Genomic DNA, 14,098 nt, shown 5'->3' on the forward strand with positions numbered 1-14,098 from the left:
ACCAATCATGACCGGCAGAAATTGCAGCCATCTGCGGTTTCGAAACAGAGAGTGTTTCATTCTTACCAGTGCGATCGCTCGGGCTTGATGAAATGGGTTCGGTCGAGTCTCCACGTGCCGATTCGAGGTAACCCGCTCAAAAAACATCTTCAACCGAGGTGTTTTGAGGCCGTTCAACGCCGCAACGGATGAATTTCCCTACTCAAAACGAGCCTTCCCGTTTCATCTCAGAACGTCCGTTGAATTCCGAACGATCCATAGAAACCGAAGAATTGGTAATTTTTCTCCAGTTTCACACCCCTTTCAGGCCGATATATCGAATACCGCACCCAGTGCGCGTCGGACGTCGTTTGCCATCTCACAATCAAAATCGTTGTAACTATCAATTTGGCAAGCGGTTGTATCAAGTTGCTGAGAGACAGGTGGAAGGGAATCCATGACCGCACAAGCAAAGCTTGTTCGTTGTGTCGAGCGCGGACGAGAACTCATCAGTGCCGCGATCTCGCGATGTGATCAGCAACTACGCTTCGGGATCAAAAGTCTCGCCGTTGGAGTTCTGGCGACAGCTTGCACCTGTTCCGCCACAGAACTTATGGCGCAAGACTGGCCACCTCCCGCGTCGGCGATGCCTCCGGGTGGGTTCGCTCAACCCGTCGGCTATCATCAGCACGCAGACGAGGGAGCGTACTGTCCTCCCGAATACGCAGCCCTCGAGGCTGAGTTGTTCCCCAAAGAACGGCCCATGCATGATATTGTCATGCCGTTTGACCAGGCCATTCACAGCGTCTTCCAGGATTCCTGGATGCGACTTGAGTACATGTATGGTCGCGTCTACAAAAACGGTGGACGGGCTCTGGGAACACGAACGACCGACATCAACGGCAACACTCTCGACAATGTGACCAAACAGTTCCCGCTTCTGTTCGCAGACGGTGTGACAACGGGAGATGCAATTGTTCCCGACACCGATTCCATCGAATGGAAGCATATGGACGGCATCCGTGGAAGCTTTGGAATTCCACTCGATGACCGATCATGGTTCGAAGCAACATTCTGGGGAATCGAAGAGCAGTCTGACGCCCTCCGCGTTCCTCGCATTCCGCCCACAAGCTTGAACAACGTGTTCGGAAAACCACCGATCCAGTTTATTGCGACAACTTTCACCACTGATGGAGAAGTTGGAACTGCGATCGCTGTCTATGACCAGGACTTCAGCAGCAACTACAGAGTCAATCTCTGGTCGGCAGAAGCCAACTATGTTGAAGACCTCCGAATCCCATTCGACGGATGGAAGCTGCAGTCCATTATTGGCTACCGTCATGAAGAGTACTCCGAGCAGCTGAACTTCGGCGGAACGTTCACGAATATCTCCGGATATCTGGACGATGGTGTCGACATCACCGGGCCGCTTGCCACTCCACAAACCAATAACATCGACTCCAAGGTCCATAACTTCCGACATGCTCTTCAGTTTGGAATTCGATCTGAGATCAAGCAAAACTGGTTGACAGTTGGTGTGGAACCGCGAGTTGCATTCGGAATCGCACAGGTCCGCCGTCGCGTGAAAGCGGTCAACGTGGTTCAACCCGGAACACTCTTCGAAGCCAATCCTGACCCGGTTTACACTTCGGATCGCATTATCCAGTTCGCACCATCTGCTGACCTGAATCTCTATGCGAAGATCGACGTCAACCGCTGGTTGAAATTCAAAGTCGGCTACAACCTGATCTGGCTGGGACGACTGGGAACTGCTGACAGCAGCTTCACACTCAATCAGATCTCCAGCGACGATCCGCTACTTCCGCCGACAGCTGACGTTCGCGTCAAGCAAGGTTTCGGAAATGCGATGATCTCAGCCCTGACACTTGGTGGAGAGATTATTCTCCCGTAAGACGACTTTGAGGAAATTCGCCGTCGGCCAAACTTGCGCGGACGGCTCAACTCCTTCTTCGTACCGTTTCACCCACGAGATCGACTCTCATGATTTCATGAATGGCATTCTCAAGCAAACCTGAACCTGCTGGTTGAATCAGCGGTTGTTGTCTTGGGTTTCGTTTGAGAAGCCAGCTTCTCTCAACAGTTGAGTATATTCATCTGGAGAGTTCATATTCTTGAGCGAGTTCAAATCGGGATCGAATTGCTTGAGTCGTTCTTCAGAGATGCGTTTCGCACGACACCCATCGACGAGTCGTCGCGGGCGGCGCTCTCCCTGATTGTAGAGTGCCTCAACCCTGTCTCTTAAAGACATGTGATAGACAGCGGAAAGCGGATGCAGGTATCCGTCCGCTTCGGGAATTGCCATCTCAAAATCGCCGAGTTCCGCAACGATCCCGCTCAGGAATTCTTCCCGGAGCATGGGGACATCGCACCCACTGAGAAAAACTCGGTCAGTCTCAGAATCGAAGAACTTCATTCCCATCAAGAGCCCGGCGAGCGGTCCTTGAAATTCTTCTTCGTCTCGGATGATCTCACAGGCTGAGCCGAGATCCGGAAGCTGCTGACCTGCCGCAGCGACCACCACGATCTTCCCAGCGACTTTCCCGATTGTCTCAGCGACAACTTCCAGGACCGTCCGCTCTCCAAATGGCAACATGTGCTTGGGACGTCCCATCCGGGAACTGCGCCCTCCGCACAAGAGAATTGCGCCAAGAGTCGACTGATCATGTGACGTCATCGAATCCATCCACTCGTCAATCGCAATGCTTCGCCCCCCTGACTTAGAGTTGGACGGCGAAGCATGCCAGGCTCATTGATTATGGATTTACGAAGCTGGAGGCGGTGGTGGTGGAGGACTTGGCGGTCCGAAGATCATTGACAACTGAGCGACCTCACCTGCTGGCGTCCATTGTCCAATTGCGGGCGACCAGACAAGTGTCGCGCGGTTCACCTGCCCTGCCTGCGCGCCTTGAGTCATCTGATTCATATCAAATGGCCCCTCACTTTTTCCGTTCACGGCGATATGCCAGACAGCAGCTGGAAGTGGAGGAGGCGCGGCCGCTGCGGGTGCAGTTCCTCCCATGCCCGCTGCCATTTTGTTTGCCATGGCGAAGCCCATCCCGAGTCCCATTCCTTCGGCTGCGCCACCGCCGGAAGGGTTCTCTGCCGCGGCGGTCATCGCTTTTCCCATTTGGAATTGCTGGAATCGATCGAGATCTCCAATCACTCCCATGCTCGTTCGGGTATCCATTGCTTTCTCAACCTCTTCAGGCAGAGAGACATTCACAATGAACAACTGGGGCACGTTGAGTCCGTATTCGTCATCAACCCGTTCGACCGTTGCGAGGCGAAGCTGTTCGGAGAGCTCTCGATAATTCGCTGCAAGATCGAGAGCGCTGATGTTGGAACTCCCGACGAGATCAGCAAACGCGGACGCAATGATGGCCCGCATGAGCTCATTGATTTCATCAACTTCGAAGCTGGAATCCGTTCCGATTAACTCTGTGAGAAGTGCTTTCGGATCGACAGCCTGCATCGTGTAGGTTCCGAAGGCACGGAGTCGGATCGGTCCGAAATCCGCGTCCCTCATCATGATCGGATTGGGTGTCCCCCACTTCAGATCAGTGATCTGGCGCGTGTTGACAAAGTAGACTTCCGCCTTAAATGGACTATCGAACCCGTATTTCCAACCCGCCATTGTGCTGAGGATCGGAAGGTTGTCGGTCTTCAATTCATAGTGTCCGGGACCGAACGAATCGGCCAGTTCGCCGCGATGAACGAAGACCGCCATTTGCCCCGGACGCACAATCAACTGTGCGCCATTTTTGATCTGGTTGTGATAGCGGGGAAACCGCCAGGCGATCGTATGCCGTGAGTCATCGACCCACTCGATAATATCGATCAACTCGGCTCGAAGTTTGTCGAACAGTCCCATCGTAAATGTTCCCAACTAATTCTAAGGGAAAGAGCAATCCTGAGATGCACGATGTCATCGTAATCGCACACAGAAACAACGTCCAATGACTCGCGTCGGATCAAACTTTTTGGGGAAGCAGCTCAGCGGCGGAATCCACCCTATGAAAGAAAACTCCCAATCGGTCGCGGGTCCATTGCGTCAATTCGATTGACTGTTCGCATGAAGACTGCGCACATCAAAACGGCCGCTGACTATTTGAGCGTCGTCTTCCAATCGACTCCCAGCATCACCGAATTCAAACCACTTCCAATTCCCAACAAGGCGATGCGGTCACCGGGTCCAGCGAAACCTTCCGAAATCCCTAACGCAGCCGCGGTCGGTAGAGCAGCGGCTCCTGTGTTCCCCATATACTCGACTGTCGGAAAATCGAGAGCGGGCGAAAGGCCGAGTTGCTCCAGAAGAAGCGTGCGATGTGCTTTCCCCACCTGATGAGTGAACGTCCGGGTGACATCCTCATTCGTCCAGCCCAACTCTTGCTTGGTCTGCTCCCACGTCTTCGCTGCGAGGCTGACTCCTGCATGAAGGAGTGCTTCTGAGTCGGTGTTCATGAGAGGACGCGAGTCGCCCGTCGAGGTTGAATCAACTCCACCTTCGCATAGATTTGCAAACGTCGTGTCAGCCAGACAGGCCCCGCCCAACAAACGGTTTCCGGTTTTGCTGATCGACTCATGACACAGAACAATGGCCGCTGAACCCGAGCCAATTGTCAGTGACGCGAAGTCCATCTTGATCGATTTTCTCGTCACCGCAGGATCTTGAACCAACTTGTCCACGGTCGCTTCGACGAGCGGGCGACCGACTTCCGTTCCGACAACAATTCCGGCTCGAATCCGCCCCAGTTCGATGAGGTCGGCGATGATCAGCGCCCCGTTGAGAAGTCCGAGACAGGCATTGCTGACATCGAACACAAAGCTGTCCTGCGGAAGACCCGCCCCGGAATGCACTCCTGCGGCGGTCGCTGGCTCCATTTGATCTCGGCAAACCGATCCATGAATCAATGCCCGGCATTCAGCGGGATCGAGACCCGACTGCTGTAGCGCCAGCTTGACCGTCTCCACACTGATTTTTCCGGGAAGTGTTCCCGGCGGATAAAACCGTCGTTCCCGAATCCCGGTCATGAGTTCGAGTCGACCTTCTGGCAGCGAGAGCCGTTCGTAAACCGGTTTCAGGCGGGCTTCAATCTCTTCAGAGGTCACGATTTCCGTCGGGGGATGAGCGACAAAGGCTTCTAAACAAACGTGCTGGTACCGCATCTTCGCGAGATTTTCCTTCAAAGAGAGTCACAGAATGGAAGCGAGTTGCCGGATGTCGCCTACCAACTGAGCAATTTGATTCAGAAATTTGGTGTGTCAATGTCCGCGAGATCGTCACTCGCATCGGAGAGAACTTCTCACTGCGACAGACAATACCGTCTCACCACGACAACTGAAACAGCTCGGTCGAAATCATGAAAACCGAGGATCAACGCCCCGATAAAAAAGAACAACCCTGAAATGCATTTGCACCTCAGGGTTGGGTGGACCATTCAGGTGAGTCGATCGCGATCGATCATGGTCATCGACCAGCAATCTTGATGCTGCACTCGACATGGTAAACCGAGGACAGCTCAAACAAGGAACGTTGCAGGACTCAAACGCTTATTAAGCAACATTCCCAAGAATGAGGCGAAAGCACAAAGATGCCTTCACCCAATTGGTTCAAACAGTGGCAGCTTCGACAATTTTGGCTCCGTTGAGCAGTGCTTCAACGCGAGCAATTTCGTCGTACTGTTCTTGTCGTTCCGTTTCGACTTCCGGACTCCAGTCACGTGCATCCAACGCAATAGAGCTACGGACGTATCGCAATCCACGCAGGAGCAGGTCCTGCTGTTTCTTGGTGAGTTGGATATTTCTGTCAGACATTTTCAGGGCTCACAATTTTTTCCCCGCGACATCTCAGTCAATCGATTCGTCGTCCCTGATTTCACGAAAAGACGTCTGGGGTGATATTCTCAGGTCACATCCTTCAACAAGTGGATCTGACCTCTTCTACATCGTAACTTCTCATAGGCTGCCTTGCCAATCATTTGGGGATGATGAGCAACCTCGATAATCGGCAGAACCTGCCACTCGACTCAGTTGCTGATCACCGTCCATGTCCATCAACGGCACACACGTGCGTTTCAGTTTGCCTGACCATTCCAAACGGTCAAACGCTCGACCAGACGATTTACGACTGGACAGCTCGCAACGAACCTTTCTGATAGGCATCCGCCATCGCTTTCGGAATTTCCGCCTCAGCGAGAACCACTTTGGCGCGGTTTTCCTGAGTTCGTGCTTGCATTTCCTGTTCCAGAGCAACTGCTTCTGCCCGTCTCTCTTCCGCTCTTGCACGGGCCACTCGCATGTCTGCTTCGGCTTGATCGGCCTGCAAACGAGCTCCGACATTGTCCCCAACATCGATATCCGCGATATCGATCGAGACGATTTCGTAAGCGGTTTGAGAGTCGAGACTCTTCCGGAGCACAGTTTGTGCGATGAGTGCCGGATTTGCCAGCACGACCTTATGTGTTTCTGAGGAACCAATCGCCGAAACGATTCCTTCACCGACACGGGCAATCACAGTTTCTTCAGTCGCTCCACCGACGAGCTGTCCAAGATTGGTACGAACAGTTACCCGGGCTCGCGCTTTCAACTGAATTCCATCTTTGGCGACACCATCGAGTGTGGTTCGACCATGTCGGGGATCCGGGCAGTCAATGACCTTGGGATCGACGCTTGTTCGCACCGCTTCCAGAACGTCGCGACCGGCCAGATCAATCGCTGAAGCTGTGTCCCAGTCGAGTTCAATTCGAGCACGATGAGCAGCAATCAACGCTCGAACAACTCTCTGAACGTTTCCGCCTGCCAGGTAATGTGCTTCGAGAGCGGACGTCGAGATGGCTGAAATCCCCGCCTGCACGGCGCTGATTTTGGCGTCGACGATGGTGTTGGGATTTACCTTCCGCAATGACATAAAGATCAGTGTAAACGGACCAATGCGAGCACGCGTCACAAATGCGCGCAACCACAAATTGAAATACTTCCCGAACATAAAGACGAGAATGAAGCCCATTAAAACGATGAAGAACACGCCAATCATCGCTGCAATCGCCCACGGATCCGGGCCTTGTTGTGCGAGCACAGGGATGTTGACAAGTGCCAGATTCTTCACGTTTGTCTCCGTCACTGGTGGAATTTCTGCGTGTGTTGGTCCGCCAATTGTAAGTTTAGCTCCCAAAATTGCAATTTCGGGGCTTCGGACGGGGATGTCCGGAAGTGACCAACGCTAACAATGATGGCTTACGTCTCCGCTCTCAACGATCCCAAGGCTAAGAAATATCAAACTTTCTGAATCCAAAAATGTGGAATTTGTGAACTCATCTTGAGTTTACGATTTGAGATTGGAGAATACGGATAGGTCAATTTTGATTCATCAACAGAACGAGGAGCCATCTCCCCAATTTTGATGAATCCGTTCCAAGCCTTCTGAGGAGAAAAACATGGATGAAAAGGCGCTCAACCGTTCGATTCATCGTATTCCGGACACTGTTGATGCACGCGTCGGAGTCTCCGATTCGTGGGAACTCTCACCGGAATCAGCGGGGGCGACAACTCCCTATTTCAGTCAAGCGACGATCTCAGCCCACCAAGTCGAATCACAGATCCAGCGACTGCTTCTCGAAATGGAATCGGTTCACTTCTGCTGTCTCGAAGTTCATCACCTCAGCGATGGCAGCGACGGAATCTGCCTGACTGGTCGAATCGAAACGGACGAAGATTTCGACATGCAAACGGTTCAAGACAAACTGCTCGACCTGGGAATCTCCAACGTCTGCAATCGACTGGTTTCCGTCCCAGCCAAACCGCGACTGAATGACAACTGAAGCAATTGATTGAGCGCATCGCCGCTGAACCGGACTGAACTTGAAAAGTCTGGTAGTGACTGAAAGGGCGTGGACTTCGTACAATATGGTGGCCCCTTCAGTTTGGAGTCGAAAGATTGCAAATCTGAAGGGATCCCGCTTCGAAGTTTCAAAGTGAAGGGATCACGATGACACGCACAGTCGAACGCGATCTCCGCCGATTCAACGAAATCGTCCGGGGCAAAATTCGCAAAGATCTCCGCCGCTACGTGAATCACGGAGAGATGATCGGCCGCAAAGGACGCGAGACGGTCAGCATTCCGGTTCCAAACATCGAGATTCCGCACTTTCAGCACGGGCAGAAAGGCTCCGGAGGAACCGGGCAGGGAGAGGGTGATCCCGGACAACCAATTGGCCGCGGAGAGGATGAAGGCGAAGGCATCGGTCCCGCCGGAAATGAACCGGGCCGCCACATTCGTGAAGTTGAAGTCAGCTTTGACGAACTGGCTGAGATGCTTGCTCAGGATCTGGAACTGCCCAACATCATCCCGAAAGGGCAGGACTCCATTCAGGCCATCAAAAACAAATACAACACGATTTCCCGAACAGGTCCCAATTCGCTACGCCACCTGAAACGGACTTATAAACAGGCTCTCAAAAGAGAGATGGCAAGCGGGACATATCAGCCTGAACGTCCGATCATCATTCCCGGTCGGGACGATGAACGCTATCGCAGTTGGACCTCTGTCCCCCAACCGCAAGCAAATGCAGCCATTTTCTACGTGATGGACGTTTCCGGTTCCATGACTGACGAACAGAAGGAAATCGTTCGCATCGAGGCCTTCTGGATCGACACGTGGCTGAAGAGTCAATACGACGGAATCGAACGTCGCTACGTTGTACACGATGCCGTCGCTCATGAAGTCAACGAAGATACGTTCTATCGGGTCAGAGAATCCGGCGGAACGAAGATTTCCTCCGCTTACCACAAAGTCGATCAGATCATTCAGAGAGACTTTCCACCAGAGCTTTGGAACATCTACATCTTCCAGTTTTCAGACGGCGACAACTGGGGGGAAGACAGCCAGGCATGCACGAAGTTCCTCACCGACGAACTTCTCCCGGTGGCAAATCTCTTTTGTTATGGGCAGGTTCGCAGCCCATACGGAAGCGGCGAATACATCAAGGATCTGAAGCGAATTCTCGAAGCCAATGACAATCTGATTCTCAGTGAAATTGATAGCAAAGACGGCATTTACGATTCAATCAAACTGTTTCTCGGCAAAGGCAAGTAAGCCTTGATGATCAGTCTGAATTCGTGCCCGAGCTTCAGATGAAGGAAGGTGTACGTTGTGTCGCTGATCGGACAGACCCATGAAAAATTGCACGCAATCGCCGATGCGGTGGCAGAGCGACTGATCAAACTTCAAACGCGAGTCGTCTTCGCCGAGAGTTGTACGTCCGGTCTCATCGCGGCAACTTTATCGAGATACCCGGGAGTCTCAGACGTTCTTTGCGGAAGTTGTGTCACCTACCGAAACGCCACCAAGCAACAATGGTTGGGTGTTGACGGAAACGCACTCGACGATCCAAACGTAGGACCAGTCTCTCAGATTGTTTCTGAGCAGATGGCGAGAGGAGTCCTGTCGCGAACCCCGGAAGCAGAGATTGCCGTCTCGATCACTGGTCACCTCGGCCCCAATGCTCCGGAAAAACTTGACGGAATTGCTTATTCCACAATTTGCTTTCGTTCCGATCGCGACGCTTTGACTCGTCAGCTCCAATTGGACGGGGAGACCGAGATTCATCTGGAAAAGCGATACTTTCGTCAACTCTCGGCTGCCCAGCAGGTTCTGCTTTTCCTGAATGAGGAACTCGATTCGTACGCGAAATAACGTCCCGTTGATCGAACCCGAAAAGACCGTTCTCTCGTTCCTCTCCTACATCTCTTTGAACGCGCGATAACGACGGCACTCTGATTTCTCAGCGTGCTCTTCTGTTGCCAAATTGCGACGATGACTCTGATCTTGAGTTGAGAATAACCGTCAGAGAATTCTCTGCACGTTGCATTTTGTGAACTAGACTCTCGAATAACCTGCAAACACTGCGTGCGCAAGCTCGCATTAGAATATCGCGTGTGCATTGAGAAAAACTGGTGACTACGAAGAGATCGAAGCGAATTCCGCAGCAAATCGCCTCAGATACGAAGACTGACTCCAGACATATCGCGGCCAACATCTCATGTCGATGAGTCGCACAATTTCGAGAGAGCCAGCTGAGGCAGGCACTCATCCCCCATTCACTGATTAATCGTCAAAGCAATCACTGGGCATCACCATGGACGACCCAAACCTCATTGATGAACTCCAGCGCGAAGTCGAATCTAAAGAGGCCGTCATTCTGGCGCTGACCTCTCAATTGGAAACGACTGCCGAGCAACTCGAACGGATGCGTCGCACTGGCCCCGTCGGCGGACAAAAAGAGTCCGGATTCGGCCCCGGAGTCAATGCGCAGATCCGTGACTTTCTCGCCGAATTCGACGAGTCATCTCCTCTCGAACACTTTGAACGCATTGAAATCGGGATCGAACAGATCCTTGAAATTCTCGCCGGTTCGAACACGTCCATCGCCGAGCTTCGCAAGCTGCCAAAGTCCGAGTTGGAAAGCACTCTCTCAGACGATGAAGAGACCGAAGAGGAATTAGACGCAGAAAAGTCCCCCGAAGAGGCGGAGGAGGACTTTTGGGCTGCCACCAAAGCTCGACTCTTACAAGAAGCCGAATCTCAAGACGATGAAGAAGAGATGGGCGTGCTCTTCTCCGGTGAGAAGGAAGACTCTTCTTCTGAGAGTGCCGCGAAGAATGACGGTGGAAATCAAGCTGAAGCCAAAGCCAACGTCGTTCAACCGATCGCTATTCCTCCGGAACCCGAAGAACTTCCGGAACTTCCCAAGCCAGTCACCACGATCACCGACGCCAAAAAACTGGAAGAGGCAGTGACCGAACGGGACCAATTTATCTTCTATCTCGTCGCCCGACTGCGTCGAGCTGAGTCGTACCCGTTCCCTCCCATCAACTGGGAGAGTGTTGTGTCAGTCCCCGAGGACCTCAAGAAGTCCGTCATGGTCCTCGAAAAACATCTCAAAGATCACTTGCGACAGTCCGAACTCTCCGTTTCTCTTGAACGTGCCGCGCTCACTCGAGAGCGATCGAAATTGTGTCAGGTCAAGAGCCAGCTTCAGGATGAGATTCAGAAAATGGTCGCCATCTCCAACGCGCCGACTCGTTCGACTCCGGAAGAGAGAATGAATCGATTGTTCGACATTCCGAAAGACACCGGTCCGAAGACGTTGGAATAGATCATCTTCTAAATTGGCCTGACGATCGTTCGAAGAGAGGCCATGAAATCGGAGCATTGAGTCAGCGACAGGACGACAGCGACAGATCCGCTGCTCAAAGCTGATTGCTAATTCTGGGCGACCAGATGGCACGCGACGCACGCTTTCACGAGTGCTTCTTCGCCGATTGCTCCTTCACCGGGCCCGGTTTCAACTTCGGCTCCCCACAAGCAAGCTGTCTGCGTCTGATACGCATGGGGACGGGCCTCAGATTGAACCACTGAAAGCCCCGCCAAACAGGTCGCGACACCGGTCAAAAAAGCGGCCAGATACTTCCACGTCGCCGCTCCCCCGGCTCGACTCGTCGCAGATGATTCCCGATGAGACGATGCAGTGGTCACGAAGCGTGCAGGCGCGAGGCGTTGCTGCAATTCGACAGCTGCGGAATGAGCGAGTTTCTGGTTCTCAGCTGACGGACTTTGTTGAAGGTCGATCTTCGGTTGTGAAACGTTCCGTCCCTGTTCCGCGGACAGCATCGGTGAGATCACATCCACAAAGCATCGACAGCGTTCACAGTGATCAAGATGGGCGTCAAAATCCTTCGACCTTGGCCGGTCTTCAAGAATCACATCCAGGAATTCATCACAATTCATCGGTCAACCATTCGCGATGGGTTCGCGTGAAACGAGTGAGCGTCATACGCTAAAGAATACTCGTTCGGGGATGAATTGGCGAGACCAAGTGCAAATTGGCTGCGGAAACCTGAAACTCCTCTCACCCCCAAATGAACCCCACAATTGCCCCTCATTGCTATTCGATGGCACCATACTCCGGATGAATCATCGGTTTCGTAATCATCTTCGGTGCAGGATTCGCATACTTTCGAGCCTCGAAGTTCTCCTCAGCATCGATGTAAGCTTCCGGATTCCAACAACCTTCGATCAACTCGATACTGCTCGCTCTGAGAGTTTGACCGGTTCGAAAACTGAGGTCCGCCAAAGCGACATTGTATTGCGTGATCGCCCTCGCCAGATTCACTTCTGACTCAGCAACACGCATCTCAGCTCGCAGAAGCGGTTCGAGTTCCGGATCGTTGTCGATCGCATAGCGGTATTGAGCAAACGCCAGACTTCGTGCCTCTTCAGCCGCCAGGTACTGGTTGTAGGCGTTTCGACTCTCTTCGTACGCGAGATCGATCGTTCGGAACGAGTCTGCGACTTCATGGCTCAGCTCGACTTCCTGTTCAGCCAGAACTGCTCTCGCTTTGGCAAGTTGAAGTTCCAGTGACTGAACCTGAGTTTTGGCGAAGCGGCGTCCGATGGGAACAGAGAACTCAACCCCCACATTCCAGCCAGTTTGGCCGGCATTCAACATGGACTGATAATAGTTTTCGACAGCCGGAGGTATTTGCGGACCGTCGGCACCTCGCCCGAACAGTTCATCTCCGAAGCCGTTAATCCGGTAGCCACTCACGAAATCGAGGCGGGGCATCAGCAGATTTTCGGCCGCTCGAAGTTGAAGTTCGAAGCTGCGAATCGACCATTTCTGCCGACGAACCTCGGGACGTTTCACGAGAGCGTCAGTCATCGCAATTTCCCAGCTTGGAACGAACTCAGCAGTAATGGGTTCGTCGATCGGACGAATCACTCTGCCATCGTTCACCGGGAGCCCCATCAGTCGGCGCAATTGCGCTTCCGAAGAATAGATCGAGTTTCTTGCACGATCGACTTCTGCCTTCGTATCGAGATAGATGCTTCGCAAATTCAGTTCCGTGCGTCCCCCGGGTCCGGTCCCAGCCTGACGCTTGGCTTCTGCAACCTGGAAGGACTTGCTGGCCATCTCTTCGATTCGACCTTGAAGGTCGAACGTAATGTAGTCCAAGTGCAACCGCCAATAGAGTTCTTCGACGTCGTGAACGAGTTGCTGGACGGCCTGTTCGAACTCGGCCAATTCCATGTCGTTCTCAATCCGAGCGATCACGACACCCTGCTGAACCCCTGTGACCCCTTGAATATTTTCTGAGATCGGACCGGCAATTCGCGTGTACTCAACACCTCCCCCCGCCAGCAACGGTTGCCGAAAGTGGAGTGACGTTGATCCTTCGTAGACCGACGGAAAGAGTTGCGGTTCTCCAGGTCCGGAAGGAATGTTCCGACCTGTACGCACCACGCTGTGAGCCAGTGTCAATTGACCACCAGTCGCCAGGCGCTTGAAGAACGAAGCGTTCAACGAATCGGTCGACTCTTGCAAAACCGTTCCGGCCAGTCGTCCGAGTGCAATGGTGTTGTTCTGAATCGTATTGTTCTGACCGTAAAGAAGCTGCGTCGTGAACTGTGTATCGAAGTCAGATAACGCTGCTTCGACACCACGCTGCCCGAACAAAACTCCGCTTTCTTGAATCGCGGGATCGAACACCGATTGAACGAATTGCGGATTCGCCAGGATTGGATTTCCGGGACTTAAAAACTGCCCCGAACTTCGAATCACGTGGCTGTTTAAAAGGGCTGTCTGAATGGCCTCTGCCAGCGTCAGATCCCAGATTTCGTCTTTGGTGCGATCTCGAATTCGACGCGGCGGAACAGCGAAGTTCACCTTTGAAGAAACGGGACCTTCCAGATCCGTGTACGCAATCTGCGTCGCTCGATCGAGGTAGTCTGCGGAATGCTCAGTCCCAAAGTATGTTGGCAACTCTCCGCGTTGACGACATGCGGAGATCATCGTCAGGCAACATCCAGCCACAATCCAGAGAGAAAGTGGCTTGAAGTGCCTCCAGCGTGTGTGACGACCGCGAGGTGTCATGACAGTCCCTGATTCGATTCCATCCCACCGTGAGGTGGCGCATTCGGCATACTCCCCCCGAGTGCGCACGACCATGCTTTCAGATACTTCGTGTCATGGCCGCTCGTGGTCTCAGCCTATTTGGCAATTTTGACCGTCAATTCCTCAGAATCGATAAGACCGGTTTC

12 protein-coding genes are annotated in these 14,098 nt (G+C 52.9%); 5 read left to right on the forward strand and 7 right to left on the reverse strand.

The genetic code is table 11. From position 1 onward, the window contains the following. The first annotated feature begins 436 nt into the window (after positions 1-436). Positions 437-1,891, forward strand: coding sequence for a BBP7 family outer membrane beta-barrel protein (locus tag KOR42_RS00475; RefSeq protein ID WP_146506671.1), 1,455 nt, complete (start codon positions 437-439; stop codon positions 1,889-1,891). Between the two features lie 138 nt (positions 1,892-2,029). Here KOR42_RS00475 and mobA read toward each other — a convergent pair whose 3' ends face one another. The 5 genes from mobA to floA form a co-directional block, all read right to left on the reverse strand. Further along, positions 2,030-2,674: a molybdenum cofactor guanylyltransferase gene (gene mobA, locus KOR42_RS00480; protein ID WP_197440729.1), complete on the reverse strand. Its 645-nt coding sequence runs from the start codon at positions 2,672-2,674 to the stop codon at positions 2,030-2,032. Between the two features lie 87 nt (positions 2,675-2,761). Beyond that, complete coding sequence (locus KOR42_RS00485; protein WP_146506673.1) at positions 2,762-3,871, reverse strand: SPFH domain-containing protein; 1,110 nt, start codon at positions 3,869-3,871, stop codon at positions 2,762-2,764. A gap of 233 nt (positions 3,872-4,104) precedes the next feature. After that, positions 4,105-5,166 (reverse strand): 3-oxoacyl-ACP synthase III, encoded by a 1,062-nt coding sequence (locus KOR42_RS00490; RefSeq protein WP_146506674.1) that lies wholly within the window; start codon positions 5,164-5,166, stop codon positions 4,105-4,107. A 444-nt stretch (positions 5,167-5,610) separates the two neighbouring features. Next, complete coding sequence (locus KOR42_RS00495) at positions 5,611-5,814, reverse strand: hypothetical protein (RefSeq protein ID WP_146506675.1); 204 nt, start codon at positions 5,812-5,814, stop codon at positions 5,611-5,613. A 307-nt stretch (positions 5,815-6,121) separates the two neighbouring features. Next, positions 6,122-7,033 carry a flotillin-like protein FloA gene (floA, locus tag KOR42_RS00500; RefSeq protein ID WP_146509939.1) on the reverse strand — a complete coding sequence of 304 codons (912 nt, stop codon included), beginning with the start codon at positions 7,031-7,033 and terminating at the stop codon, positions 6,122-6,124. Between the two features lie 400 nt (positions 7,034-7,433). Here floA and KOR42_RS00505 point away from each other — a divergent pair, with 400 nt between their 5' ends. From KOR42_RS00505 to KOR42_RS00520, 4 genes are all read left to right on the forward strand, one after another. Further along, positions 7,434-7,817, forward strand: coding sequence for a hypothetical protein (locus KOR42_RS00505; RefSeq protein WP_146506676.1), 384 nt, complete (start codon positions 7,434-7,436; stop codon positions 7,815-7,817). 167 nt (positions 7,818-7,984) lie between these two features. Next, positions 7,985-9,091, forward strand: coding sequence for a DUF444 family protein (locus tag KOR42_RS00510; protein ID WP_146506677.1), 1,107 nt, complete (start codon positions 7,985-7,987; stop codon positions 9,089-9,091). A 48-nt stretch (positions 9,092-9,139) separates the two neighbouring features. Beyond that, positions 9,140-9,691, forward strand: a complete 552-nt coding sequence (locus KOR42_RS00515) for a CinA family protein (RefSeq protein ID WP_146506678.1) — start codon at positions 9,140-9,142, stop codon at positions 9,689-9,691. 442 nt (positions 9,692-10,133) lie between these two features. Beyond that, on the forward strand, positions 10,134-11,153 hold the full coding sequence (locus tag KOR42_RS00520; RefSeq protein ID WP_146506679.1) for a hypothetical protein: 1,020 nt from the start codon (positions 10,134-10,136) through the stop codon (positions 11,151-11,153). 107 nt (positions 11,154-11,260) lie between these two features. Here the strand turns inward: KOR42_RS00520 and KOR42_RS00525 are convergent, their stop codons facing one another. Together KOR42_RS00525 and KOR42_RS00530 are read right to left on the reverse strand one after the other, a co-directional pair. Continuing rightward, positions 11,261-11,785, reverse strand: coding sequence for a hypothetical protein (locus tag KOR42_RS00525; protein WP_146506680.1), 525 nt, complete (start codon positions 11,783-11,785; stop codon positions 11,261-11,263). A gap of 157 nt (positions 11,786-11,942) precedes the next feature. Beyond that, positions 11,943-13,931, reverse strand: a complete 1,989-nt coding sequence (locus KOR42_RS00530) for a TolC family protein (protein ID WP_197440731.1) — start codon at positions 13,929-13,931, stop codon at positions 11,943-11,945. Positions 13,932-14,098: the final 167 nt, after the last annotated feature.

This window comes from Thalassoglobus neptunius, from assembly GCF_007859735.1.
Taxonomy (GTDB): domain Bacteria; phylum Planctomycetota; class Planctomycetia; order Planctomycetales; family Planctomycetaceae; genus Thalassoglobus; species Thalassoglobus neptunius.